This is a genomic window from Clostridium sp. AF23-6LB, from assembly GCF_003461085.1.
Classification (GTDB): domain Bacteria; phylum Bacillota; class Clostridia; order Lachnospirales; family Lachnospiraceae; genus Coprococcus; species Coprococcus ammoniilyticus.
The window spans coordinates 780,367-807,221 of record NZ_QTWK01000001.1; the positions used below are offsets into that span (position 1 = coordinate 780,367).

The window sequence follows — 26,855 nt, forward strand, 5'->3', positions numbered from 1 at the left end:
GTTAGTATTATTCATATCTGACCACGAAAGAAATGGAGGATTATTTATGAATAAAAAGATAATCAGCTTATTACTTGGTGCATGTCTGTGCACAAGTCTTGCAGGATGCAGAAACGCAGATAATAATGGCGGCAGCGTCACCAAACAAAAACTTTTAGCATCAAAGGAACTCGGAAGTGACATCGCAGTCGGAGCAAAACCGGCGCCCGTCGATTCCTATGAGGAACTTAAAAACGGTGTCAACAATTTTGCATTTGACCTGTATGATGCACTTCCAAAAGACAGCAACTGTTTTTATTCCCCTTACAGTATTTCCAGTGCACTGTCCATGCTCGATCAGGGTGCCGGGGGCGAAACGAAAACGGAACTGGAATCAACACTTGGCATCAAAGATCTTTCAACCTGGAATACGGAAATGCAAAGCTATCTGAACAAAGACTGGTCCAAGCAGACATATGTAAATACTGCAAATTCCATCTGGATGACCACCGGAAAAGACTGGGCGGCTAATATCTCAGATGATTTTCTGCTTCCGGCCAAGACCTATTACCATGGTGAGATATATGAAGCCGATTTTACGGATCATGCCGATCAGGTTGTGAAGGATGTAAACAACTGGGTAAATGAACATACAAATCAGATGATCCCATCCATCATGAATGAACTTTCGACAAATACTGTTATGATGCTCATTAATGCGGTTTACTTTGAAGGAAAATGGCAGACACCATTTACAGAGGATAACACATACGATGATACTTTTCACGGAACAAACGGAGATTCTACCGTACCAATGATGCATCTGCACGATGAACAATTCTCTTATGCGGATAGCGGATCGATAAAAGGAATCGTACTTCCTTACGATGGTGATTCTGTTGTAATGAAAGTATTCCTTCCATCTAAAGAAGGCGATACGATCACCAACCTGTTCGATGCTTTAAGCAGTGATGAGAAACAGGCACTTATCGACTCTCTGGATAATGCTGATTCTCCTGAGATAGAGACCATTCAGCTTCCAAAATTCACAGATGAACAGAGTATCAACGGTCTGGATGATATCCTGAACAGACTTGGAATCCGGTCTGCATATGCTTTTGCTGATTTCTCAAAGATCGCAGATGGCATCGCGGTATCTTCCGTTTCTCACAAAGCAAAAGTGATCGTTGATGAAAACGGAACAAAGGCTGCCGCGGAGACGGATATCATAATAAAGGAAACTGCTATGATGCCACCGGAAGAAACCTATAACTTCATCGTTGACCAGCCATTTGTCTATGTCATTGAAGATCAGGATACCGGAATGATCCTGTTCATGGGACGGGTAAATGATCTGTAAGATCCAATTCCATATTGATTTTCAATACTCTCTGTGCTATCGTAATAAGAAATAAATACAGACACATGCAACGGAGCAATTCAGAAAATGAGTTGCTCCGTTTTTTGTTTTATCAAATATAAAACTGAAAAATCTTCTGCCTGCAAGAGATGATTTTTCAAACACGATATGGATATTTTATTTACGATACAAGGAGGATACAGAAATGGCGAAACTTATTACAAACTCGACCCCAAAGGCTGACGGTTTCCGTATGCCGGGAGAATTTGAAGAACAAAAGCAGATCTTTATGATCTGGCCGGAACGAACCGACAACTGGAGAGCCGGTGCGAAACCGGCACAAAAAACATTTGCAAATGTAGCTGCTGCAATCTCAGAATTCGAACCTGTTACAATGTGCGTATCTGCCGCACAATATGAACATGCAAAAGCCATGCTGCCTGCCGGCGTACGGATCGTTGAAATGAGCAGCAACGATGCATGGTGCAGAGATATGGGACCATCTTTTCTGATAAATGATAAAGGCGAAACCCGCGCCTGTGACTGGACCTTCAATGCCTGGGGCGGACTGGTCGACGGATTGTATTTTCCATGGGATAAGGATGATCAGATCGCATCCAAAATCTGCGAACTGGAACAGATTGATTCTTACCGAACCGGTGATTTCGTATTAGAGGGCGGCTCTTTTCATGTCGATGGGGAAGGTACACTGATCACCACCGAGATGTGCCTGCTGTCAAAGGGAAGAAATCCTCATCTCACAAAAGCTCAGATCGAGCAGAAATTAAAAGATTATCTGAATGTCGATACGATCATCTGGATCACGGACGGCATCGATCCCGACGAGACAAATGGACATATCGATGATGTTGCCTGCTTCGTCCGTCCCGGTGAAGTTGCCTGCATCTATACGGATGATCCGACTGACCCATTCTATAAAGAAGCACAGGCCGCTTACCACACCCTGTCAAATGCTGTAGATGCCAAAGGCAGGAAACTGATCGTCCATAAGCTCTGTACAACCAAAGCTCCGGTTTATCTGAAGGGCATGGACACAGTCGATGCAGTTCCCGGAAGCACTCCAAGAAAAAACGGTGACCTTGCGATCGCCTCTTATCTGAATTTTCTGATCGTAAATGGCGGCATCATCCTGCCACAGTACGGTGATGAAAATGACGCTCTTGCAATCCGTCAGGTGCAGTCCATGTTCCCGGAACGTAAGGTTGTCGGTGTCCGTACCGAAGAAATTGCTTACGGCGGCGGCAATATCCACTGTATCACCCAGCAGCAGCCGAAAGTATAAATGACATATGGAGCTTTACCTGTTATATATAAATCGTACTATATAAAAAAGATCGTACAGGAGAATCAAATTCATCCCTGTACGATTCTTTTTTACTTTCTCATCATTGCAAATCTTTCTCTGCAAAGCTCCTGCATCAGCATCGGAACTGTCCAGTTCTGATTGCTTGGTGTCAGAATGGCTTTATACATAACCTTCACCTCAGCATGACGAAGCTCAAACAACATCTTATCCAGCCGTTTTTCTTTCAGATTGCATACCAGAATTAAGCTGTCTGCACGGCTCTTTGCCTGTGCGTTCACCGCCCCTGTCTCTGAAGAATGTCCTGTCACATTTTCCTGTTCCCGACCAGTTCCATCTATCGTATCTGCGGCATTTTTATAGACTCCATTTACAAGCTCGCCCAACTTATAATTCGCTGTCACTATTTCTTCCGGTATCCGGTCTACAGTGATCTTCATCCGGCTCGCAATGTTCTGTATCTTGTGATATTCGATGTCATCTACATGTATTAATACTAACTTTTCCATGCCGTCTCCTGTCTACATTTTATTATGGTACACCAATGTTCATTATACCACAACTGCCACATTTCTCCTACTTATCTTCTTCTGCCCAGACTTCTTTTGCCATACGAAATACTGCCCATGCCTTTGGCCATCCACAGTAAAATACTGCATGTGTAACGATCTCAGCAATTTCTTCTCTGTTTGTAGTCTTCATACTATCACTCTCCATCTTACTTAAACCTGCTTCAGAACTTATGCTCTTATGTTCTGATGTTCCCCGTATTTATATACGAAAAAGGAGCATACCTTTTTCGTACACTCCTATCATACTCTTTGAACCTTACTCCAAGTCAAGAACTTTTTTGTATGAAGTTTTTATGAAGTAAGTATTCTCAGTAGTGAACTACCCATTGTCTAAAGCCAATGGGATTGCGGTAGCCTTATTTCAACGAACTTAAACATGATCTGACCGGTATCAGCCAGAAGGTTCTGACCAACAGCCTTCGCTCAAAGGAAGAAGATGGGCTGAGCACCCGACCGGGTGCTCTTGCTTTATCTTTTCTTTGCTGCTTTGGCTGCTTTCTCCAACTTTCGCTTCTTTGCCTGCTCAGCCATGAATAATTTTCTGAGATTTTCCAGCTTTGCAGCTTCCTCTTTTGCGGTATTCAGATCATCTGTGACCTTGTCCTGTGCGTCCTGACTGTCAAATCTTACAAAGTTCTCAAATACGGTCGGATAAGTGAAAGTCTTTTCTATATTCTCACACTGAAATAAAATACGGATGTGTGTACCATCACATTCAACTACGTTTCCCTCACCAAATTTTACATGTTTCACTTTTTCGTTTTCAAACATAACCTATCTTCCTCTCTACCTATTGAAAACATCTCCAACTGCCAATATGTGCCCTGTTTCGTCTTGCCGCTACGGCTAAAAAATAACTTTTTATTTCAAGTTTCTATATTAATATTACCAAATATTTTTCATAAAATTCCAGTGCAAATTTATTTTCGTAAGAAATTCGTAAAAACCCACACTCAATCTTTCAAATTTTGTAAAAAATTTATTCTTGACATTTACCCTGCTATTCAAATATGCAGAAAACCGTCTCAGAAAACAATGCACTTTTTAAGCCTCGCCTGCGCTAATTGCAGAAACTTTCATATCTGGTTTGTTTGGAACTATCCGATATATTACAAAAGCAACAGTTACTATATATTACACTATTATGTAGCAAGCCTTTTTCAACGCCGGTCCTTAGCGAGTTGCCATAGGCAAGGAGCTTAGTACCGCTGCGTTGAAATAGAGTGCAAACGACTTGCGGAATAATAGGTGTAATTATAGTACTAGTTGCTTTTAATATCTTTCATTCTGTTCCAAACAAAACAGATATGGGCTTTTCGCTTATCTTGCGGAGGCTTTTAACAGTTCAGCCACCTCAGCTTCTGTGGATAAGGACAATGCTTTTGCTGCAAGAGCATCTGCATCTGCCTTTGACCATTTGGCAATTGTGCCTCTGGTTCTTAAAACAGAAGTTGCCGATACACTGAACTCTCCCAGTCCAAAGGAGATCAGAAGTGGGATCAGTAACGGATCAGCAGCTGCTTCACCACACATACCTACCATGATGCCTGCTGCATTTCCTGCTTCAATAACATTCTTCATAGAACGAAGAACAGCAGGATTGTATGCGGAATACAAATATGCAACCTTGGCATTTCCTCTGTCAACTGCCATTGTGTACTGGGTCAGATCATTTGTACCGATACTGAAGAAATCAGCTTCCTTTGCCAGAAGATCTGCGATCAGGCTGGCTGCAGGAGTCTCGATCATAACGCCGACCTGAATATCCTTGTTATATGCGATTTTCTCTGAATCTAACTCCTTCTTAAGTTCCGCTACCAGTTCTTTTACCCGTCGAATCTCATCCACACAGGTAACAAGCGGAACCATGATCTTAATATCGCCAAATGCACTCGCACGAAGCAATGCACGAAGCTGTACCTTGTAGCTGTCCTCATTTTTCAAACAATATCTGACTGCACGGAAACCAAGGAATGGATTGTCTTCTTTTTCCAATCCGAGATACGGGATATCTTTGTCACCGCCGACATCCAGTGTACGGATAATAACTTCTTTACCCTGCATCGTCTCGGCTGCTGCCTTATATGCTTCAAACTGCTCGTCCTCTGTTGGCAAACTGTCTGTTCCCATGAACAGGAACTCAGTACGGAATAAGCCTACGCCTTCACCATCAGCAGCTACAACACCCTTGGCATCCTCTGGATTGCCGATATTGCCATATAAAGCTACCTTTGTTCCATCAGCAGTTACTGTATCTTTTCCTCTGTAGATCTGAAGCAGTTCCTTCTCTTTCAGGTAATCTGCGCGCTTTGTCTCATATTCTGCGATCTCATCCATCGCAGGTTCTAAGATGCAAACGCCTTCGCATCCGTCTACAACTGCCATCATACCATCGGACACCTGATCTACGATACCATCTACACTAAGTACAGCAGGGATCTCAAGTGCTCTTGCAAGAATAGCTGAATGAGAAGTCTTACCGCCAATCTCGGTGATAATACCTGCTACATTTTCCTTTACGATTCCTGCTGTCATGGATGGTGTCAGATCCTTTGCGACGATCACTGTACCTGCCGGAACATCTCCGATATTAATATCCGGCGTACCGGTAAGGATCTTAAGCATACGGACACGGATATCTCCTACGTCAGTTGCTCTCTGTCTAGTCAGTTCATCATCTACCTGGGAGAACATGGATACGAACATATCACATACGCTGTCAACGGCTGCTTCTGCGCATTCGCCATTACCGATCAACTCCTTGACCTGATCCTGCATAAATGGATCACTCATCAAAACGATATGTCCTTCCAGGATCTCTGCATTATGTCCTCCAACCTTTTCTTTCATTGCATCTGCCATTTTCTGAGTCTTTTCAACAAAAACTTCCATAGCATTCTCAAATCTCTGAAGTTCAGCATCTGTATCTGTTACTGTATGCTGCTTATATTCCGGTTTGCCATCACTGATGATGACAACCTTTCCGATGCCATAACCGGCTGAGCCGCCTATTCCTTTTAACATATCTTCTACCCCGCTTTCCAGATGAAAGAATGCTGTCTGACTATTCGCCAAGACCGGATTCAACCAACTCTACTGCCTTTGCGAGAGCTGCCTGCTCGTCTTCACCGTCACACTCAATTGTCATCTCTGTTCCACACTTAATACATGCTGCAATGATCAGCATAACGCTCTTTGCGTTGATTCTCTTACCGGCAATATCGATTGTTACGTTACATTTGAACTTTGTCATTTCCTTTGCAAATACTCCTGCCGGTCTCATGTGTAATCCCTGCTCATTAATAACTTTAACTGTCTGTGATACCATAATTATCTTCTCCTTTTTATATCTCTTTTATCATTTGTCCGATTCGGACAAACGCATGATCAACATTGTTACTTTTGATTTAATATTTGAAATATCCCTGTTTTATTTATATCCGGCAGGAACAGATTCTTTCTGTTCCCACCGTTGTTAAAAAGGATAGGGTTTTTGTTTTTATTCTTCTGCTACATTTTTCTTGATCAGACCGAGCAGTAAACAGGTTACTACAGAACCAATCACCCATGAAAGAATGTAGAATAATGGATGTCCTACTGTTGCAAATACGAAGATTCCTCCGTGTGGTGCCATCAGTGTACATTTGAATGCTGCTGATAATGCTCCTGCTACACCCGCACCAACCAGGGTACATGGGATAACATGAAGCGGATCTGCTGCTGCAAACGGAATCGCACCCTCTGTGATGAAGGAACAACCCATTACAAAGTTAGAAACGGCTGAGCCTCTTTCTGCCTTTGTGAATTTCTTAGGGAACAGCTTACATGCAAGTGCAATTCCCATTGGTGGAACCATACCGCCGATCATTACGGCTGCCATGGAAATGTAGCATGCCTGAACGGCTGCATCACTCTGGGATGCACCGGCTGATACAAGGTCTGCTGCTGTAGAAAGCATTCCCGAGCCGAATACATAAGCTGCCTTGTTGATAGGACCGCCCATGTCGATCGCCATCATTGCTCCGAGGATCAGACCAAGGAGAGCTAACAGATTCTTATCTGCAAGTGATGTAAGCATATTGGAAAGTCCTGTATTTACAAGGCCGATCAATGGATTAAAGATAAATACCATCAATACGCCTACAAGGAAAATACCAACTAACGGATAGATCAATGTTGGCTTGATACCCTCTAATGACTGAGGGAACTTTGAACACATCTTCTTTAATAAAAGTACGATATAACCTGCAAGGAAACCTGCAAGAATACCACCTAAGAAACCGGATACTGTATTACCGGAGCCTTCCCCTACAAAACCGAATTTTGAAATAAAATTCTGGAATGGGGAAAGGCTTGCACCTGCCCATATATATTTTGCGATCGCTGCATTACCGGATGAAGCAAGAAGTCCGCCGGTAAATCCAACTGCAAGACCCGGACGATCTGCGATCGAATATGCGATATAACCTGCAAGTACCGGAACCATCAGTCCCATGGACAGATCTCCGACATATTTAAAGAATGCAGAAAGTGGTGTACAGGTACCGAAGTTTGAACCACCGGTTGAACCATATCCACAGATTGTATCGATCAGGAATGCCAGTGCGATCATGATACCGCCACCGATAACGAATGGAAGCATATGGGATACACCGCTCATCAGATGCTTGTAGATCTGACTTCCAACACCGCCTGCGCTTTCTTCCTCTGCTTTCTTTCCACTCTCATGATGCACCGAAACCTTGCCATCGATTACTTTATTGATAAGCTCTTCCGGTTTGTGGATACCATCTGCTACCTTTGTAAAAAGAACTGGCTTGCCGTCAAATCTTGCAGTCTCCACATTCTTATCGGCTGCTACGATAATACCGTCACATTCTTCAATCTCCTTTGCTGTCAGACGATTCTTAACACCGCCGGATCCATTTGTTTCAACCTTGATCGAAATGCCCATTTCATTTCCTTTTTTCTCAAGGGCTTCCGCTGCCATAAATGTATGTGCGATACCGGTCGGACATGCTGTAACTGCAAGGACTCTGTATCCTGTCTTTTCCGGTGCGTTTTCCTTCTTATCTTCTGTTGCTTCTCCAAGTTCATCCGCAAACTTTTCCATCTCATATTTGCTGCAGATATCTAAGAACTGATCTGCATTCTTTGCTGCAAGAAGTTCTGCTCTGAAGTTCTCATCCATCAGCAACATACTGAGTCTTGATAATACTTCCAGATGTACATCTGCGCCCTTTTCCGGTGCTGCGATCATGAAGAACAGGTTTGCAGGCTGTCCGTCTAATGAATCATAATCTACACCGTCCGGTACTGTCATAGCTGCAAGTCCCGGCTGCTTAACTGCTGCATTCTTGGAATGAGGAATTGCGATTCCCTCTCCAACTCCGGTCGAACCGGATTCCTCTCTTGCAAGAATTCCTTTCTTGAATTCTGCCTTATCTGTTATATTGCCCGATTTTGCATGAAGATCGATCAGATAATCGATCGCTGCGTCTTTAGAATCTACTTTTACACCAAGGGCAATTCCTTCTTTTTTTAATAACTCCCTTATTCTCATACTCATTCTCCTTTACTCAAATACCGGTTTATCAGGATCTGGTCAGTTCAGTCGGTTCTTCTCCCTTTTCCCCAACTGTTAAAATTGTCCTAAAAGTTTCTCAACCTGGTCTTTTGTTGCAAGTCCTTCTGAAAATGCAGTTGCACTGCCTGTTGCTGCGCCGTACTTTAATGCTTTCTTGTAATCATGCTCTGCAAAATAGCTTGCGATAAATCCTGCCACCATGGAATCTCCGGCTCCTACAGAATTAACAACTTTTCCTTTTGGAACGCCCATTCTGTATGTCTCTCCGGTCTCTGTGATCAGCATAGATCCGTCTCCTGCCATGGAGATCGCTACGTTTCTTGCTCCAAGTGCCTGTAATCTCTTTGCATATTCTTCAATCTCCTCATCGGAATGAAGTGTTACGCCAAACATTTCTCCAAGCTCGAAGTTATTCGGCTTGATAAGAAACGGATGATACTTGAGAACATTTAACAGGAGATCCTTCGTAGCATCGACTACGATATCAACCTTCTTGCCTGCAAGTCTTGCCATGATCTTCTCGTACACATCAGATGGTAAAGATGGTGGGATCGCTCCTGCCAGAACCAGACAGTCACCGTCTGTTAAACCATCTAATTTCTTATAAAGTTCTTCCAGTTCTGCATCGCTGATATTGGGGCCTTTTCCATTGATCTCTGTTTCTTCTCCGGCTTTCAGCTTAACATTGATTCTGCTAACGCCATCTGAAACCGTGATGAAATCAGCTTTTACACCAAGGGCAGCGACTCCTTCTTCAATCGCTTTTCCGGTAAAGCCTGCAACAAATCCAAGTGCTACAGAATCTACGCCCAGATTCTTAAGGACTGTTGAAACATTGATTCCCTTTCCACCGTAGAACAGGGCTTCTTCTCTGCTTCTGTTTACCGAACCGATTTCCAGTTTTTCCATTCTGACAACATAATCGATTGCCGGATTGAAAGTTACTGTGTAGATCATTCCTTCATTACCTCCTTTATGACTGTTGCATCTGCATACTTATCATTTACAAGTCGGTCGGTGATAATACACGCCTTCTTGATTCCTGCAAATGTAACCGCTGTAACCTTGTCAAACTTCGTGTGATCGGCAAGGACAACACTCGCATAAGATCGGTTGACCGCTTCCATCTTTACAAGTGCTTCTTCTACATCGACTGTCGTGAAACCGTAATCTGTATGTACACCGTTGGTTCCAAGGAAGCATTTTGAGAAATTGAACATCTTCATATTATTTACAGCATCTGCACCTACCGTAGATTCTGTGACCGGCTTTCCAAGTCCTCCGATCATGTATGCCCGAAGTCCTTTGTTCATCAGCCGTTTGATATGTGCAATTCCATTTGTGACAAATGTCGCTCTGGTTGATTCCAGATACTCGATCATCCATCCGGTACTTGTTCCTGCATCTATGAAAATAAAATCGTCATCATTGATCATATTCACCGCATACCGCGCAATTGCTTTCTTTTCTTCCACACAGAGCTGCTCTTTTACACTGACCGCAATCTCATCTGCAATAAACTGGTGTGCAACTGCTGTAGCTCCTCCGTGTACCTTATTCAGTTTTCCCATTTCATCGAGAGCGATAAGATCCCGCCTTATGGTTGATTCTGATGCTCCTGTGCACTCTGTCATTTCTGCAACTGTGATCGTTCCTTTGTTCTTCAGAGCTTCCAGTATCTTGTTATATCTTTCTTCCGTAAGCATATATATAGGTCTCCTTATTATCAAATCATTTTATTATTTGCAATTCAATTCATATATATGCATTATAACCAATTTTTCATTCAAAATCAATCATATTCGTTCAACTTGGATTTATATTAACACACATTTCGTTCACAATCAATCATTAATTTGCATTTTTTTGAAGTTTTTTGAACAAATATGAAAGAAACGGAATTAAAGAAAGCAGGCAGTCTCGTTATAAGACCACCTGCCGGTTTTCTTTCTTCTGCTGTCAATGCCGATCCCGGAGAACTAAGCGCAAGTTTTCCTGGCATCGGAACACCTTCTTCCTGCTGATTGATATATGACATCAGCCAAAGGGTCATAGCTGCGTCTCTTCCAAAAAGGATCTCATTATAGAGTTCTTTTTTGCGTACGAAATTCTAAAATATAAAATGGGACGTCACCATATCATTCCAATTCTTTCTGGAAACGTACAATCATCGGATGCAGCCTGCTCGGTATGGTTATCGTAACTGCATTGCCAGCACAGGCAGCAACTTTAAATGAGCGCACAGTTTCCGCTGTCAGTACATACACAGGCACCAATGCTGCCCTTGCCACAAGTAAGACCGCAGCTATAAACACTGCCACTTCTACTACAAATACAACCACAAATGATGCCACCCTTACCGCAAGCAAGACCACGGCCAAGAAAGCTGCGCTGAATAAAACATCTTTAAAGCTGAAGAAGGGCAAAACTTACCAGTTAAAAACAAAAAATGTAAAGGGAACGGTAACAGTAGTAGAGGGAAACTACAACTCCTCCATTCACTGGTTCCGAACCATAACGAAATCTTCCCTGCAGCAAACAGGCTTTTCAGTAGATACACGGTATTAAGCACAGTTCAAATGCAAATCATTCATTTCAGGGAGATAAGTTTTTATCTCTCTGTTTGACTATACTTAGGGAGAAAATTATGAATAATTCTTATAAAGATGAGATAAATAATAAAATATATGACTACATTGCCGGCTACATAAATTGTTCAACAGATCAATTAAAAGAAGAAGGCACACATTTCGTAAAGAACGAAAAGGCTGCTAATAATTATGTTAAAATTCTCAGCATCAGAGATACAAATATCATTTCTCTGTCTGAAGAAAAATATGAACTTGGAAAACAACTGTTATCAGGTAAAACTCGAGACGAATTATATGAAAGTACCTTGATTTTTGGTCAGACTATTCATTACATTCCTGACCTGAAACAAATGGTTAAATTACCTCTTTCAGATACCTTTTCGTTCAAATTATATGAAGGTAACAACATTAAAACATTATGTGATATCGAGGGCTTTGAAAATTCACTGGCTTTTGATGCAGAAGGAAATACAAATACAACCATCGTTTTATGTGCAATAAAAGATAACGAAATAATAGCAATTGCGGGTGCTGCTCCCACCGGTAAACTGATGGAAGTTGGAATTGATGTAAAAAAGAAATGGAGAGGATATGGTCTAGCCCGTTTGCTGGTTAGAAATCTGACAGTCGAAATTCTGGAACGAAATATGATTCCATTTTATAGTGCGTCTGTTACAAATCTGGCTTCCCAAGCAGTAGCCATCCGAAGCGGCTATATGCCACTCTGGACAGATTCATTTGGAACACGCTAATCAGCGCACTATAAGTATAAAAAATAACCGCCCAGCCTGCAAACTGCGAGCGGTTATTTTTAACCAATCATATCAAGGCTAACCGTCTATCGGTGGCACTCTTTATTTATGAACGATAATCACCGTTGATCTTAACGTAATCATAAGTCAAATCACAGCCCCACGCCTTGGCGGATGCTTCACCCTGATTCAGATTGACATTGATGTAGATATCATCCTCGGATAATACCTCAGAGGCTTTTTCCTCAGAAAATGGAATACCGGAACCATTTCTGCATACCTCTACGATTCCCTTCTCAGATTCAAGATCTACATCTACTTTATCGATATCGAAATCTGCTTCTGCATATCCGATCGCACAGAGAATACGTCCCCAGTTTGCATCTTCACCAAACATCGCACATTTGGTCAGTGGGGAACGGATAATGCTCTTTGCAACGATGATCGCTGTGTCCTGATCCGGTGCTCCTGATACTGTACATTCCAGCATCTTGCTTGCGCCCTCTCCATCACTTGCGAGCATCATCGTCATACACTCCATAACGATGTACAGTGCTTTCTTGAAAATTGCATAGTCGTCATTTTCTGTTACGATCTCTTCATTTCCTGCAAGTCCGTTTGCCATGACACTTAAAGTATCATTTGTCGATGTATCACCATCTATAGACAGACAATTATAGGTTACCTTTACGATCTCACTCAGAGCCTTCTGGATCATATCGGCTGAGATTGCAACATCCGTTGTGATAAAGTTCAGCGTGGTTGCCATATTCGGATGGATCATACCGCTTCCCTTTGCCATTCCACCAAGACGACAGGTCTTGCCACCAAGTGTGAATTCTACTGCAACCTGCTTATCAACTGTATCTGTCGTCATGATCGCATTTGCAGCCTTATCATTGCCATCGGCACTTAAACCGCCAGCAAGCTCTTTCATGTGCTCTTCAAATGGTTCGATCGGAATGATCTGACCAATCACACCGGTCGATGCATTGATGATCATATCTGCATCGATTCCCAGTGCATCTGCTGCCAGCTCACAGATCCGCTCTGCCTTTTCCACGCCATCCGCATTACAGGTATTTGCATTCTTTGAATTAACGACAACTGCCATGGCTTTGCCGCCTGTTGCCTTCAGATGCTCCTTAGTTACAAGGATCGGCGCACCTTTTACCTTGTTCTGTGTATATACGGCTGCTGCATTACAGACTGTACTGCTGTAAACCATACCCAGATCATTCTTATTCTTATCGGAATTCAGTCCGCAGTTTATACCATTTGCCACAAATCCCTTTGCTGCACAGACACCACCGTCTACATATGTGTATCCTTCGTATGTTTTCTTCTTCATAATCATCCGTAGCCAAATCCTGTCGACTTCCACGTTTCATTCCACTACTGCCGATCAGTGATTCGCCACTGCCTCCTTTTTAAGATATATAAAACTCTGCCTGTATTTCTATTATCTTACTTGCCGATTGCTGCCAGAAACTTGTCCAGTCTTCCGATCGTACGATTCTTGCCGATTACGTTCATGATCGTAGCAAGATCCGGTGAATTCTTCTTACCGGTTACTGCCACACGAACGATCGTGCAGACATCTGTGATCGATCCCTTATAAGCATCCGGATTCTTCTTATATTCCTTGACATTCGGGCAATAGCCAAGCTTATCACCCATAACCTTCATCTCGGCAAACCAGTTCTCAGCATCTAAGAACAGATCCTTCTTATATTCATTGATGATCTCTGCCATCTGATCTGCATTATACTTCTCGTCGATCTCGTAGGAAAGCTTCAGTTCATCCTCCGGCACATAGAGATAGCCGAACATCTCTGCCAGATCCGACCACTTACCAACATCCTTACGGACTTTATTTCCTGACATCTTCCAAAGGCTAATCGTCTTTAAGAAGCTCTCTTTATCATTTGTGCCAAATTCATACAGCTTCTCATCAAATTCTTTTGCCCATGCCATGATCTTCTCATAGCACTTTTCTTCTGAAAATGTGGAGATCATCTCTTTGCTGACATCATTTAACTTCACCATGTCAAATAATGCACCGGATGCCGGCATCTTCGCAAGTGACAATGTGAAATCATCGATCGTCTTATCAGGATTTGCTGCATGCCATTCCTCATAATTGGAATTGGCGATCGTCATCAGATATTCCAGTACACTCTCGGATGGATAGCCCTGCTCCTGATAGAAGCCAACGGCTGCCTCCGGGTCTTTTCTCTTACTAAGCTTTCTCTTATGCTGATGTTCATTTCCATCCTCATCCACGGATATTTCCATCTTCATAATTGGTGAAATATGTGCATACTCAGGAAGTTCAAATCCGCACAGTTCAAATAACTGCTTATGAAGCGGATAGGATGCAAGCCATTCATCACCACGGATGACCATATTTGTTCTCATGAAATGATCGTCTACTGCATGTGCAAAATGATAGGTTGGAATTCCGTCAGATTTTAACAGTACAACATCCATCATATTCTCAGGCATCTCGATCTTACCACGGATCGGGTCACTGTAAACAACCGTCTTTCCTGCTTCGCCCGGGCTCTTAAGTCTGACAACATAAGGTTCTCCGGCTGCTAGTTTCTCCTCGATCTGCTCGTATGTCAGATTTCTGCCAACTGCATACTCTCCATAATATCCGATATCTACCTTTGCAGCCTCCTGCTTTGCTCTTATCGCATCCAGTTCTTCCGCAGTTGTAAAATCAGGATATGCATATCCCTCCTGCATCAGCTTCTTAACGCAGATCTGATAGATCTCTTTTCTCTCGCTCTGCTTATATGGTGCATATGTGACAGGGCTTCCTTCAAATGGTCCCTCGTCAAATCCAAGATCAAACTTGTTTAAGGAATTGATGATCTCCTCCACGCCATTTTCAAGCTCTCTCTTTCTATCTGTATCTTCTATTCTAAGATAGAACACACCACCGCTCTGCTTTGCAAGTTTTCTTGATATCATAGCAGCATATAAACCACCGATATGCATATATCCGGTTGGGCTTGGCGCAAATCTCGTTACCTTCGCACCCTCCGGCAAGTCTCTCTTTGGAAATCTTGCTTCGAGATCGTCTACCGTTCCTGTTATATCCGGGAATATTAATTCTGCTAATTTGTTATAATCCATCTTATCTGCCACCTCTTATATCAAATCTATTTTTCGTTTCTTACCGCCTGACAGCACCTAATCGACTGTCAAAACACATATAGTAAAAAATACCACAAACCCCCGGCTTTGTACAGGTCTTTTCTCCCGTTTGCACTCAGGTGGACAAAAAAGACCCGGGATTTTTCCCGGATCTCTTTTCGACTTATTTCTTACTCACGATAAAGTAAGTAGCTGTACATGTCAGCGTATTCGTGTTTGCCCTGTTTGATGAAATCAATGGCCTCTCTTGGATGCTGGTTCAGCATACCGGTCAGCATGTAAGGTACATCATAGCCCCATACAGCATCACCCTTTTCCTTTAACGGAACCATGTAACGCTCAATGAACTTCAGGATATGGTACAGATTGTACTTTGGATTACGAAGGAAGCCAAGCAGCAATTCCATCGCGCAATTTCCTGCACCTCGTCCCATAGAGCTTACCGTTCCATCTAACATGCTTGCTCCATGTCTCATTGCTTCAACAGTATTTGCATATGCCATCTTCATGTTGTCATGTGCATGAATACCAATCTTCTTACCGTATTTCTCTCCAACTGCCACATATTTCTGTGTCAGTCTCTGGATCTGCTCCGGGTATAAAGAGCCGTAGCTGTCTACAATGTAGATTCCGTCTACATTTGATTTGCCTAACATCTCAAGAGCGATATCGATCTCTGACTCCTGATCCTTTGAGATCGCCATAATGTTACAGGTCGTCTCATATCCCTTTGCATGTGCATCCTCTATCATCTCGATCGCAGCAGGCATGGTGTTGATGTACGTAGCCACACGTATCATGTCAATAACACTGTCTGCTCTGTCAATAATATCTGTCTTGTAATCGCATCTTCCGACATCAGCCATAACAGATATCTTCATCTCTGTATTATTCTCTCCGACTATACTGCGAATGGCTTCTTCGTCACAGAACTTCCACTTTCCGAACTTTTCTACATCGAACATCTCCTTGGAAGCCTTGTAGCCGAATTCCATATAATCAACACCAGCCTTCAAATTTGCTTCATAAAGTGCTTTTACAAATTCATCTGTAAAATAAAAATCGTTGACAAGTCCTCCATCTCGAATTGTAGCATCAAGCACCTGAATATCAGGTCTGTACGTGATCATATCTCCGCCTATCATCGCTGTTTCCTCCTAAATCTTTTTTATCACCTGATGAGCCGATCAAACTCTCAGGGGTATCCAACGCTCTTTCTATTTATTTTCTCACTTTAACGCGTTGGTGTGAGTATAGTATAACAGCTTTTTAAAATAATGCAAGCACTTTTTTACTTCAACGCAATAAACTTTTTCACTTTAAAGTTCCGTGATGACTGTCCTATCATAGAAAAAGCTCCCGGACATCCCACCCCTGCTGCATACTGCCTATACGAAATAACATTGCGAGAATTTCGTTGTTCACTGCACATTGTCAGTAAATGCGGGCGCAGGTTCTCACCGAAGGTGAGTTTGCGCAGGAGCACTTACGAATCAGACATGTGCAATGAGCAGAAATCGCAGCAAGTTATTTCGTATAGGCAGTATGCAGCAGGGATGGAGTGCCCGGAAGCTTTTAATAATAATATATCTTTACGCCCGCTTCAGGCTTCCAACCCGGAGTTCGAATTCATCCAGTACTTCCTGATCCGGATTCTCACATTTCAGATGAACCAGATTGATCAGTCTGGTATGTGGTTCATATTCGTATTTATTATCAATGTCCGCCGGATCAAGTCCCAGTCTGAACCACAGATGATTCATGTGTTCTCTGGTCACGGTATTCTCATACAGCACCTTGATCGGTGTCTGCAGACTGTAGCTGTACTCTGTCTTCGCATCCAGATAAACAGGCATACTGCACACGATATTTCGGGAGCTGTTGCCAATCAGAATATTATAGACGCCTTCCTCTGCTACCCACTGATGCAGGTCACTGTCAAAGGATGCAAAATCCTCCTTCGTCAATGTGAATGTCACCTTTTCACGCTCACCATATGCCAGCCGGATCTTCTTAAAAGCTTTCAGTTCCTTTACAGGCTTTGATATCGTCGCATACGGATCACTGATATAAAGCTGAACGACTTCCATACCCTCTGAAAACTCTTCCGGTCCCTGATTGATCACATCCACAGCGATCCGGAGAGAATCCGTCAGCACCGGCATCTTCTTATTATCCACTTTGCCATCCGGATAAACCAGTTCCACCGGAACAGAATCTGCGATTGCACGCTCATTGCTGATCTCAAAATGACTATAGGATAAGCCATGTCCAAATGGATACAACGGCTCTACCATCTTCTTATCATAATATCTGTATCCGACGTAAATCCCTTCTCCATAATTGACCTGATATCCATCCCCGGGGAAATTCAGATACGTCGGTGTATCCTTATGCTTCTTCGGGAAGGTCAGCGGCAGCTTTCCGGATGGATTAACACGTCCGGTTAAAATATCTGCCATCGCATGTCCGCCCTCCATTCCCGGAAGGAACATACAGAAAATACCATCCAGCTCATGCTCCCAGAGTGCCAGATCAACCGGGCCGCTTACATTTAAGATCAATCCTAATTTGACCATAGGATTTTCCCGTTTCAGATCTAACATCTGATTCAAAATCTGTGCATCCTCCGCGGACAGCTTCATATTCTTCCGGTCATTTCCTTCCATGCCCGGTATTCTGGCAACGCAGATATAGGTGGAAATGCCTGCACGCTTCCCTGCTGCCGGTATTCCGATACTCACCTCGACACCATTCTGGATCAGCCCCTCGTAGATGCTGCTGTCCTTATCTGTCGTAATACCTGCACTTCCGGTACCACAGTCATATAAACGGATAGCTCCGCTTCCGCACAGAACAACCCCGGACATTACCTCCTCGTCTGATACAGTTTCAAATACAGAATCATTGCCCGCCTTTCCTTTCGACCGGATCGGGAAGATTCCATTTTCATTTTTCAATAATACAATTCCCTCACAGGCTGCCTTATATGCTGCCTGCTTCGACATATCCATAATATACTGTGCTGACATATCATAGCATTCCGGTGAACCATAGGTGTCCATCAGCTCCAGCACTCTCGCCACATTCCGGTCAAGCTCCTCTTCTATCAGCTCCCCGGCTTCTACTGCCTGAACAACCTTCTCCGGATCTGCTGTGATTCCCGGCATATTCAGATCATTGCCTGCCTTTAACGCTGCGATCGGATCATATACTGCCCCCCAGTCTGATACGACCATACCTTCAAAGCCCCAGTATTTACGCAGAATACCGTCTAACAGCCATTCATTTGCAGTGCAGGCTGTTCCATTGATCTTATTATAGGCTGCCATAACTGTCGCAGGCTGTGCCTGCTCTACACAGGCACGGAAACCAGGAAAATAAATCTCCTGCAATGCCCGTTCTGATATCGTTTCATTTATTCCCTGACGGTTCTTCTCCTGATTATTGGCAGCAAAATGCTTGATATTTGCTGCAACGCCTTCCGCCTGCACACCCTTTACATATTCCGGAGCAAGCTTCGCTACCAGACACGGATCCTCAGAGAATCCCTCAAACAGTCTTCCGCCCAGTGGATCTCTGTGGATATTGATATTCGGAGTTCCAAGAAGCATGCTCACACCATATGCTCTCGCTTCTCTTCCAAGTGCATGTCCTGTCTGATTGACAACATCGGGGTTAAAGGTTGCTCCCAGCATCATGCCACACGGAAAACATGCCGGAGACATAATATCAGCCGCCGCATCGCCTGCCATTTCAACAAATGCAAGCGTCGTATCATTATTGGTTGTATTCTTTATAAATTGTTCCTTCAGATATTCCCGGACTTTTTTCCAGACCTTTGTCTCTTTTTCTGTCAGTTTGTCCGGACGAAAATAGTCAAATATAACATTTCTTTCTTCCGTTGCACTAAAATCCTTCATCAGCCATGCTTCTTCCTCATCGCGCGGATTTGTACGCCAGGAAAGGATCAGATCTGCGATCAACTGTTCATAATTGATCCCGGTTCCTCCATCCAGCATACGGATCGCAGGCACCCCATATCTGGAAGCATCCGCTGTGCAGAAATTACTTGCACCGCATACCATGTCAGCCTTTTCTTCTATTGTCATTTGTTCCAGTATTGTCTTGATCTTATCTGTCATATTTTTATCTCCTGCTATTTGTAACTATTTTCTGTTCATCTGAAAACAGCTCACAAATTCTATCTACTAAATTCTGATTTTATAAAAGCACCCGCTTTACTGCGGTTCCCCAGCCGGAAAGCAGCATCCTCCGCATCTCTTCATCGATCTGCGGCTCAAATATCCGCTCCACCTGCCAGTTCTGCTTTATCTCTTCTATACTGTCATAATATCCAACAGCCAGTCCTGCCAGATATGCCGCACCAAGTGCTGTCGTTTCTGTTACGACCGGGCGCACAATTTCCCCTGCTAACAGGTCAGCCTGGAACTGCATCAGGAAATTATTTGCACTCGCACCGCCATCTACACGCAGCCGTTTCAGCTCCATGCCGGAATCATTCTCCATTGCCTTTAACACATCGTAGGTTTCATATGCCAGTGATTCCACGGTTGCCCGAACAATATGTTCCCTTGTGGTGCCTCTGGTCAGTCCCAGGATCGCACCTCTGGCATATGCATCCCAATATGGTGCGCCAAGTCCTGTAAATGCCGGAACCACATAGACACCATTGCTGTCCTTAACGGATAATGCTATTCTCTCTGTATCACCGGCTTTCTCGATCAGCTTCATTTCATCGCGCAGCCATTTGATCGCCGCTCCTGCGACAAATACGCTGCCTTCCAGTGCATACTGTACCTTGCCGTTCAGCCCAATCGCTATCGTAGTAAGCAGTCCATGTTCGGAATAAACAGCCCTGTCTCCCGTATTCATCAACAGGAAACAGCCGGTACCATATGTGTTCTTCGTATCTCCCGGTTCAAAGCAGCACTGTCCAAATAAAGCTGCCTGCTGATCTCCGGCAACACCTGCAACCGGTATCGAACCGCCAAATAACCGTTCATCCGTGTATCCATAGATCTCACTGGAATTATGCACCTCCGGCAGCATACTTTCCGGTATCCGGAATTTCTCCAGCAATTCCTTATCCCACTCTAATGTGTGAATATTAAACAGCATCGTTCTGGATGCATTTGTATAATCCGTTGCATGAACCCTGCCGCCGGTAAGCTTATAGATCAGCCAGGTATCCACTGTACCGAAATACAGCTTGCCCTGCTCTGCCATCTCTCTTGCTCCGTCAACATGATCGAGGATCCACTCGATCTTCGTAGCGGAAAAATACGGATCTGCGATTAGTCCGGTCTTTTGCCGGATCACAGTATCATACCCTTCTGCCTTTAATGCATCGATCCGGTCAGCGGTTCTTCTGCACTGCCATACAATAGCCGGATAAATCGGTTCTCCTGTTTCTTTATTCCAGACAATCGTTGTCTCTCTCTGATTCGTAATTCCGATCGCTGCAATCTCTTCTACTGGAATACCAAGTGTCTCTCTTGCTTCCATCATTACGCTCATCTGTGAAGCCCATATTTCCTTCGGATCCTGCTCTACCCAGCCATTTTCCGGAAAATATTGTGTAAATTCCTTCTGTGATACAGCAGCCATCTCTCCATTTTTCCCAAATAAAATTGCTCTTGAACTGGTTGTTCCCTGATCAAGTGCCATTATGTATTTCTGCATTGTATATCCTCTTTATAAATAACAATTTCTCAGGCTGTTCTAACTCCTGCCTGTCCTATGCTGCGTTTTCCTCGTTCCCATAACAAATGAACAAAATACGGAGGCAGGATTTGGTATAAAACGTCCCCTGTCCCCGTATTTTATTTGTACCGGCAACCAGCCAGTATCCTTGCATACACATATCTCTGATGATTGCCTCCATAACCGGAAAAGCGCCTTGAATACGAGACTCCTCCGGTTTTATATATTCATTCAATTTCTGATATTTTTATAACTCTAATTTTCACCTGTTGGATCTATAATAAGTCCATTGTTTATTTCACCTGAAGTTGTAATAATATCCTCTGTCTCAAATTCCACAATCTCCATAACCGGTGCCTCATACTGTTTTTTCATTTTTATTTACCCTCCTTATATTTCCTATATCTTTATATTAATATCTTATCGTTCCTAGTTTGCAAGCCAGTAGCTTAATGCAGAATTACCGTATTCCATGATATCCTGCAGTAATGCAACCAGCTTTGTGTTGCTGTTGTTTCTCATATTATAGGCATAAGCAGATATACCATAGGTCATACGTGCTGACGCTTCACCATTTACCTGAACTGTAAATGTATAAGTTTCATCCATCTTTGTCGGAAGGATCTCATATGTAACACCATAATATTTGTTTGTGCCATATGGCTTTAGATCCTGACCTGCTATAACATCTGAAACTCCTGTTCCGTTGACATTGATCGTAATATCAGCAATATTCCCTTCATATTCAGATGTATCAATGATCACCGCAATACCAACACGGTTCTCAAGCACCAATGTTCGTCCACTGATCTTTACATTACCGGAATTTGTAACTGAGCTTCCGGAATTTGTAAATCCTGTTAATGAATGTTTTGCACTCGCATAGGTCTGATAATCATCAAAATCTGCATTTGCCAAATCTGAAGTGTTATATCCAAAATAGGTCTGAGCGGATGCACCATAGTTTACCAGATCAACCAACAGTTTCCTTAATACTTTACTTGTGCCATCCATTGCGATCAGCCGTTTTGCATAATCAGCAACACTGGTTGTATAAGCCTTGCTGTAGCAATTTGTCATTCCACCATCACTGGTACCTTCAAGCGTTGCTGTTATATCTTTCGTCATTTCCTTTGCTGCAATTCCTGTAAACTCTCCATACAGATATGTCTTGCCATTTACAGTCTTTGTAAGTTCTTTTGACAAGCCCGATGCTCCCTGTACTGTTCCGGATGCATCCCGGTACACAATTGTCGCATTCTGATAACGTTCCAGAACAGCCGGATCTACCAGATATACCAGAGAAATATCACTATCCAGTGTGATCGATACCTGTTTTATATTCAACAGTGAATCCACATAACCTTCTGTCAGTGGATACAGCTCCAGATCCTCAGAACCAACAACTGAATTCTTATCATATATTCTTCCCTTGCTGTCTACCCATGCAATATAGGAAGGATCTGCTGCCTCCGGATATACGAGTTTTGCGCCCTCCTCCATGAAGTTTGAACCGCCGCTGATCACATTATTGTCTGTATCATAAAATGTTACTTTTCTTGTAACCTTGGTTTCTGAACTGAATGTCAGTGAACCATTGTCTGTTTCTACAAAAGATTTCCATTCAGATGTATGGTATTCTTTCTTCTCAGCATCTGTCAAAGAAGCTGCATATCCATTCAATTTGTAAGAAGCATTACCGGCTGCGATCTCTGACGACTCCATGAATACACAATCCGTAACATTGTCTGCTGCACCTATCAGATTCATTGGCTCCATAGCAGCATTTGCAATGCAGTTTGCAACTTTATTACCGTTACCATTTCCTCTGAAAATACCTGTTGTAGTACCTGTTGAACCATCCTTTAATGAAAACTTACCATTTGCAAAACAGTTAACTATCGTTCCTGAATTCGATGCCTCTCCTGCAAAAGCACTACACATATTATAACCAGCGGCTGTCATAGTCCCTGAATAAATACAGTTTGCTATCAAACCACTATTAACTCCAACAAATCCGCCTGTAAGCGAAATAGCACCAGTTCCTTTGATTGTGCCCTTAAATATACTATTTATAATTTGAGAATTACTTAATACATAAACATATCCACCAGCAGGTGGGGCCTGATTTTCCAACTGAAGCTGCACCGCAACAACACAATCACTAACTGTGCTTTCAATAAGCATACATCCAAGGCCTCCAACCATTGCTGTATTGCCATTAAACGTACAGCTATTATCAATCGTACAACCACTGATCGTAGTCGCAATTGATCTGCCACATAAGATACCACTGCCCGATCCTGCAGAGCCGGAAATTTCTACATTACTCATCTTCAAATTCTTGATCGTGGCTCCCTGCGTCTGTCCAAATAAACCAAACGGAACACTATCATTCTCAGCATTATATTCTGCAGCCGTTATACTTGCCGTAAGTCCTGATACTGTATGTCCATCCCCATCAAATACTCCCGTATATGGATTAGCTGCACTACCGATCGGTGTCCATGTGGTTCCTGAAGGTATCGTGATATCCGCTGTCAGCTTTACACTTGCATATGACTCTGCCGTACCTGCATTTACCGCTTTTGCAAAAGCTGCAAACTGTTCATATGTACTGATCTCCACTGCCGTACTCTCAGTCGCTGCATCTACAACAAATGCCCCAGCCTGTCCCCCTGCATACGGAAGTCCTGCCGGATTCATTGAGAAAACAGTAGCTGCTGCCGCAACGCAGGCAACGGTTCTCTTCATCTGTCTTACAAATAATTTATTTCCCATACTTCCTCCTCCATATCTCATCTGAATTCGTACGCTCATACTATTCACTTTAGCAGATTTTGTTATTAACTTCAAGAAATATATGGTTTTCTTTGGTTATTTTTTCCAAATTTATTTAAACATTCCAAATATTTTTATCTATATAATATAATTTTGTGAAAAGAATACTCACTTTTTCATCCCATTTTTAACAAATTCCATACATATAGCTGTTTTGGAATCGATTCCCTCTAATATCTTTTCAGGATCATACCAGAAACATGTCCGTTTTATTTGAGATAATCATTTCTCAAAATCTGGTTCACACGTTCTACTTCTTCCCGAAGCCCACGGGAGGACATCCGAAGTGCGCCCTGCCCCATGATGATCAACTGTTCCAGTCCATCTGAGGAGGCAACCGTCACCTTATATTTTCTGCCAAGCTCATGTGTCGTCTTTTCTATATACATATCAGCAGTCTCTGCTTCCTTCGTATAGACCACATGGATATTTCCATGCTTTGTGATGCTGCCCGGATTCTGTTTCACCTTATACGCATCAAATACGAGGATCAGCTCGCAGCCGACATAGCCCTGATAATTCGACATAACATCGATCAGCTTATCTCTGGCACTGTCGATGTTCACCGCCGCCAGTGCTTTCAGGTCATCCCATGCAAATATCACATTATACCCATCAACTAACAGATATTCTTTCTCGCCCTTTTGCTTCCTGTATGCTCCGGGTCTGGCAATTCCGGTATCCGCTGTCTTTGAGCCGACAGACGGTGTCTGCGCACCGGCAGTTTTGCTTTTACCATGTTCTGCCGCCTTTTTCACATACCAGTCCGCTTCCGATACACCCTTATTATACCGATTGAAACCCGCTTTATTATAAGCTGCATTTTCCCGGCTGTTTGAACCATAGGTACGGACAAATATATCCTCTAACTCTTTCTCATCATACACCGGCACACCTGCGTCCTGCCGCCCACGCGCCATCCGCTTCCGGTTATCCTCGTCTGCCTCAGTAGGCTCTGACGTTATATTCCGCAGGACATCTTCTATTCCTGCAAGTGCAAATCCCGGATCTTCTTTTACATGCATCATATCATACACATCGTACCAGTCCACGATATATCCGGCTCCATGTGCACAGAATACCGATGATGCCGGATTTGCCAAATCAAGCTCCGGATCATAGGTACTTGCCGCCAGCACTTCATCTTCATTGTGGCATGGCTCATATCCCTGCAGGGTACAGGATAACTTTCCCTGTCCTCTGGTATATGCCGTTACATCCTGCTGGTACTCCTGCATCGTAGCAACCGGTGCAGTTCCTGTCAGGATACTCATTTCTCCTTCAACCTCCGGCTGTGCAAATCGTCCATGCATCCGCGTGATATCATTCATCGCCCGCCCGGTCATCTCTGTAGGGATCTCCAGCCGGAATACATACACGGGTTCTAACAGTCTGCATTCCCCCATCATAAGCCCCTGCCTTACTGCACGATATGTTGCCTGACGGAAATCACCGCCCTCTGTGTGCTTCTGATGTGCCCGTCCTGCGGTCACTGTGATCTTCATATCTGTGATCGGTGCGCCTGTCAGCACGCCCCGGTATTCCTTTTCTTCCAGATGTGTCAGGATCAGTCTCTGCCAGTTCTTATCGAGTACATCCTCACTGCATATCGTATCAAACTGCATGCCACTTCCCGGCTCCAACGGTTCCATCAGCAAATGCACTTCGGCATAGTGACGAAGCGGCTCAAAATGTCCGACTCCCATTACCGGTTCTGCAAGTGTCTCTTTATATATGATCCTTCCCATACCAAATGATATGAGATAGCCAAATCTGTCTTTTACGATCTGCGTCAGCACCTGAAGCTGCACCTGTCCCATAACCTTCACAAAGATCTCTCCGGTCTCCTGTGCAAACTCCACATGTAACTCAGGTTCTTCTTCCTCTAACTGCCTGATATCCCGGAGCACGACAACTGCATCCTTGTCCTCCGGATAGCTGACTTTATAAGATAACACAGGTTCCAGTCCGGCAAATACATTTTCCTGTTCACATCCAACGCCCTGACCTGCGGATGTCTCACCAAGCCCGGTGACCGCACATACCGTTCCGGCAGAAGCCTCCTCTACCGTCTCGTAACGCGCACCGGAATAAATCCGTATCTGGTTGACTTTTCCTTCGGTTCCCTCGATCTGCTCTCTGCACTTTAAGCTTCCTCCGGTCACCTTCATATAGGTAAGACGTTCCCCTTTTGCATCTCTCGATATCTTGAAGATCCGTCCGCCAAATTCTGCATTATATGCAGGCATCACCATATAGGTATTCATCGCATCCAACAATTCCTGCACACCGGAGAGTTTGAGTGCCGATCCCCAGAAACAAGGAAATATCTTTCTGTCAAGAATTGCTTCGATGATATCCTCTACCTCAACCATACCACTATCCAGATAGGTATCTAACAGTCTCTCGTCTGCCATCGCGATCTGTTCATCTCTGTCCCCGGATGAGAAATCAACGCAATCCCCATCCAGCTTTTTTCGTATATTTTGGAAAACAGCATCTTTATCTGCCCCATCCATGTCCATCTTATTTACAAATATAAATGTCGGGATCTCGTACCGCTTCAACAGCTTCCATAATGTATCGGTATGGCTCTGTACCCCGTCCACACCATTAATGACAAGAATCGCATAGTCAAGCACCTGTAAGGTTCGTTCCATTTCCGCCGAGAAATCAACATGCCCCGGCGTATCAAGCAGTGTAATCTCCATGCCATCATATGTAAATACCGCCTGCTTGGAAAATATCGTGATCCCACGCTCCCGCTCCTGTGCATCCGTATCCAGGTAAGCATCCTTATGATCCACCCGTCCAAGCTTACGGATCTTGCCTGCCGTATATAACATGGCTTCCGATAATGTAGTTTTTCCCGAATCAACATGGGCAAGAATACCCACCACCAACTTTTTCATATCTGTATTTACCCTGTTTCTGTCCATCATATATCATATCGA

At 43.5% G+C, this 26,855-nt stretch carries 19 protein-coding genes and 1 pseudogene; 5 read left to right on the forward strand and 15 right to left on the reverse strand.

The genetic code is table 11. From position 1 onward, the window contains the following. Window positions 1-46 precede the first annotated feature (46 nt). Complete coding sequence (locus DWY07_RS03580) at window positions 47-1,339, forward strand: serpin family protein (protein ID WP_117822206.1); 1,293 nt, start codon at window positions 47-49, stop codon at window positions 1,337-1,339. A 205-nt stretch (window positions 1,340-1,544) separates the two neighbouring features. Beyond that, on the forward strand, window positions 1,545-2,642 hold the full coding sequence (gene aguA / locus DWY07_RS03585) for an agmatine deiminase (RefSeq protein WP_117822207.1): 1,098 nt from the start codon (window positions 1,545-1,547) through the stop codon (window positions 2,640-2,642). 92 nt (window positions 2,643-2,734) lie between these two features. Here aguA and DWY07_RS03590 read toward each other — a convergent pair whose 3' ends face one another. Beyond that, window positions 2,735-3,172, reverse strand: a complete 438-nt coding sequence (locus tag DWY07_RS03590) for a DUF3783 domain-containing protein (RefSeq protein WP_021944796.1) — start codon at window positions 3,170-3,172, stop codon at window positions 2,735-2,737. A gap of 67 nt (window positions 3,173-3,239) precedes the next feature. Further along, window positions 3,240-3,365 (reverse strand): carboxymuconolactone decarboxylase family protein, encoded by a 126-nt coding sequence (locus DWY07_RS03595; protein WP_347465137.1) that lies wholly within the window; start codon window positions 3,363-3,365, stop codon window positions 3,240-3,242. A 242-nt stretch (window positions 3,366-3,607) separates the two neighbouring features. Here DWY07_RS03595 and DWY07_RS13565 point away from each other — a divergent pair. After that, window positions 3,608-3,772, forward strand: a pseudogene (locus DWY07_RS13565) (hypothetical protein); the annotation flags it as partial. Here DWY07_RS13565 and DWY07_RS03605 read toward each other — a convergent pair. The 6 genes from DWY07_RS03605 to DWY07_RS03630 all read right to left on the reverse strand — a co-directional run bounded on the left by DWY07_RS03605 (window position 3,704) and on the right by DWY07_RS03630 (window position 10,528). After that, window positions 3,704-4,006, reverse strand: coding sequence for a hypothetical protein (locus tag DWY07_RS03605; protein ID WP_117808287.1), 303 nt, complete (start codon window positions 4,004-4,006; stop codon window positions 3,704-3,706). The pseudogene DWY07_RS13565 and the gene DWY07_RS03605 overlap by 69 nt on opposite strands. 549 nt (window positions 4,007-4,555) lie before the next feature. Then, window positions 4,556-6,259, reverse strand: coding sequence for a phosphoenolpyruvate--protein phosphotransferase (gene ptsP / locus DWY07_RS03610; RefSeq protein ID WP_117822334.1), 1,704 nt, complete (start codon window positions 6,257-6,259; stop codon window positions 4,556-4,558). Window positions 6,260-6,299: 40 nt separating this feature from the next. Then, entirely contained in the window at window positions 6,300-6,563 is a 264-nt protein-coding gene (locus tag DWY07_RS03615; RefSeq protein ID WP_008400082.1) for an HPr family phosphocarrier protein, read from the reverse strand. Window positions 6,564-6,734: 171 nt separating this feature from the next. After that, entirely contained in the window at window positions 6,735-8,798 is a 2,064-nt protein-coding gene (locus DWY07_RS03620) for a fructose-specific PTS transporter subunit EIIC (protein WP_117822208.1), read from the reverse strand. A 78-nt stretch (window positions 8,799-8,876) separates the two neighbouring features. Then, the gene (pfkB, locus tag DWY07_RS03625; RefSeq protein ID WP_117822209.1) at window positions 8,877-9,779 is read right to left on the reverse strand and encodes a 1-phosphofructokinase; all 903 of its coding nucleotides are present in this window, start codon (window positions 9,777-9,779) and stop codon (window positions 8,877-8,879) included. Beyond that, window positions 9,776-10,528 (reverse strand): DeoR/GlpR family DNA-binding transcription regulator, encoded by a 753-nt coding sequence (locus tag DWY07_RS03630; protein ID WP_008400090.1) that lies wholly within the window; start codon window positions 10,526-10,528, stop codon window positions 9,776-9,778. The genes pfkB and DWY07_RS03630 overlap by 4 nt, the downstream gene beginning before the upstream one ends. Window positions 10,529-11,012: 484 nt before the next feature. On the opposite strand from DWY07_RS03630, the gene DWY07_RS03640 reads away from it, so the two are divergent. Together DWY07_RS03640 and DWY07_RS03645 are read left to right on the forward strand one after the other, a co-directional pair. Continuing rightward, entirely contained in the window at window positions 11,013-11,390 is a 378-nt protein-coding gene (locus DWY07_RS03640; protein ID WP_117822211.1) for a hypothetical protein, read from the forward strand. Window positions 11,391-11,469: 79 nt separating this feature from the next. After that, complete coding sequence (locus DWY07_RS03645; protein WP_117822212.1) at window positions 11,470-12,165, forward strand: GNAT family N-acetyltransferase; 696 nt, start codon at window positions 11,470-11,472, stop codon at window positions 12,163-12,165. A 106-nt stretch (window positions 12,166-12,271) separates the two neighbouring features. On the opposite strand, the gene argJ is transcribed toward DWY07_RS03645, so the two are convergent. From argJ to DWY07_RS03680, 7 genes are all read right to left on the reverse strand, one after another. Next, on the reverse strand, window positions 12,272-13,516 hold the full coding sequence (gene argJ, locus DWY07_RS03650) for a bifunctional glutamate N-acetyltransferase/amino-acid acetyltransferase ArgJ (protein ID WP_044944736.1): 1,245 nt from the start codon (window positions 13,514-13,516) through the stop codon (window positions 12,272-12,274). A 116-nt stretch (window positions 13,517-13,632) separates the two neighbouring features. Continuing rightward, the gene (gene gltX, locus DWY07_RS03655) at window positions 13,633-15,312 is read right to left on the reverse strand and encodes a glutamate--tRNA ligase (RefSeq protein ID WP_021944786.1); all 1,680 of its coding nucleotides are present in this window, start codon (window positions 15,310-15,312) and stop codon (window positions 13,633-13,635) included. 191 nt (window positions 15,313-15,503) lie between these two features. Next, the gene (locus tag DWY07_RS03660; protein WP_008400103.1) at window positions 15,504-16,478 is read right to left on the reverse strand and encodes an aldolase catalytic domain-containing protein; all 975 of its coding nucleotides are present in this window, start codon (window positions 16,476-16,478) and stop codon (window positions 15,504-15,506) included. A 447-nt stretch (window positions 16,479-16,925) separates the two neighbouring features. Beyond that, entirely contained in the window at window positions 16,926-19,478 is a 2,553-nt protein-coding gene (locus DWY07_RS03665) for a glycoside hydrolase family 3 N-terminal domain-containing protein (RefSeq protein ID WP_117822213.1), read from the reverse strand. Window positions 19,479-19,557: 79 nt separating this feature from the next. Further along, entirely contained in the window at window positions 19,558-21,039 is a 1,482-nt protein-coding gene (gene glpK, locus DWY07_RS03670) for a glycerol kinase GlpK (protein WP_117822214.1), read from the reverse strand. Window positions 21,040-21,489: 450 nt separating this feature from the next. Next, complete coding sequence (locus DWY07_RS03675) at window positions 21,490-23,841, reverse strand: hypothetical protein (RefSeq protein ID WP_117822215.1); 2,352 nt, start codon at window positions 23,839-23,841, stop codon at window positions 21,490-21,492. A 269-nt stretch (window positions 23,842-24,110) separates the two neighbouring features. Then, the gene (locus tag DWY07_RS03680; RefSeq protein WP_242997297.1) at window positions 24,111-26,813 is read right to left on the reverse strand and encodes a TetM/TetW/TetO/TetS family tetracycline resistance ribosomal protection protein; all 2,703 of its coding nucleotides are present in this window, start codon (window positions 26,811-26,813) and stop codon (window positions 24,111-24,113) included. Window positions 26,814-26,855 lie beyond the last annotated feature (42 nt).

What these genes read in the sequence shown, in the direction of transcription:
- DWY07_RS03595 (WP_347465137.1), bottom strand. Translation starts at nt 3,365, where the DNA reads ATGAAGACTACAAACAGAGAAGAAATTGCTGAGATCGTTACACATGCA.
- DWY07_RS03580 (WP_117822206.1), top strand. Translation starts at nt 47, where the DNA reads ATGAATAAAAAGATAATCAGCTTATTACTTGGTGCATGTCTGTGCACA.
- DWY07_RS03660 (WP_008400103.1), bottom strand. Translation starts at nt 16,478, where the DNA reads ATGATAGGCGGAGATATGATCACGTACAGACCTGATATTCAGGTGCTT.
- DWY07_RS03665 (WP_117822213.1), bottom strand. Translation starts at nt 19,478, where the DNA reads ATGACAGATAAGATCAAGACAATACTGGAACAAATGACAATAGAAGAA.
- DWY07_RS03620 (WP_117822208.1), bottom strand. Translation starts at nt 8,798, where the DNA reads ATGAGAATAAGGGAGTTATTAAAAAAAGAAGGAATTGCCCTTGGTGTA.
- ptsP (WP_117822334.1), bottom strand. Translation starts at nt 6,259, where the DNA reads ATGTTAAAAGGAATAGGCGGCTCAGCCGGTTATGGCATCGGAAAGGTT.
- DWY07_RS03605 (WP_117808287.1), bottom strand. Translation starts at nt 4,006, where the DNA reads ATGTTTGAAAACGAAAAAGTGAAACATGTAAAATTTGGTGAGGGAAAC.
- DWY07_RS03675 (WP_117822215.1), bottom strand. Translation starts at nt 23,841, where the DNA reads ATGGGAAATAAATTATTTGTAAGACAGATGAAGAGAACCGTTGCCTGC.
- aguA (WP_117822207.1), top strand. Translation starts at nt 1,545, where the DNA reads ATGGCGAAACTTATTACAAACTCGACCCCAAAGGCTGACGGTTTCCGT.
- DWY07_RS03615 (WP_008400082.1), bottom strand. Translation starts at nt 6,563, where the DNA reads ATGGTATCACAGACAGTTAAAGTTATTAATGAGCAGGGATTACACATG.
- pfkB (WP_117822209.1), bottom strand. Translation starts at nt 9,779, where the DNA reads ATGATCTACACAGTAACTTTCAATCCGGCAATCGATTATGTTGTCAGA.
- DWY07_RS03630 (WP_008400090.1), bottom strand. Translation starts at nt 10,528, where the DNA reads ATGCTTACGGAAGAAAGATATAACAAGATACTGGAAGCTCTGAAGAAC.
- argJ (WP_044944736.1), bottom strand. Translation starts at nt 13,516, where the DNA reads ATGAAGAAGAAAACATACGAAGGATACACATATGTAGACGGTGGTGTC.
- DWY07_RS03590 (WP_021944796.1), bottom strand. Translation starts at nt 3,172, where the DNA reads ATGGAAAAGTTAGTATTAATACATGTAGATGACATCGAATATCACAAG.
- gltX (WP_021944786.1), bottom strand. Translation starts at nt 15,312, where the DNA reads ATGGATTATAACAAATTAGCAGAATTAATATTCCCGGATATAACAGGA.
- glpK (WP_117822214.1), bottom strand. Translation starts at nt 21,039, where the DNA reads ATGCAGAAATACATAATGGCACTTGATCAGGGAACAACCAGTTCAAGA.
- DWY07_RS03640 (WP_117822211.1), top strand. Translation starts at nt 11,013, where the DNA reads ATGGTTATCGTAACTGCATTGCCAGCACAGGCAGCAACTTTAAATGAG.
- DWY07_RS03645 (WP_117822212.1), top strand. Translation starts at nt 11,470, where the DNA reads ATGAATAATTCTTATAAAGATGAGATAAATAATAAAATATATGACTAC.
- DWY07_RS03680 (WP_242997297.1), bottom strand. Translation starts at nt 26,813, where the DNA reads ATGAAAAAGTTGGTGGTGGGTATTCTTGCCCATGTTGATTCGGGAAAA.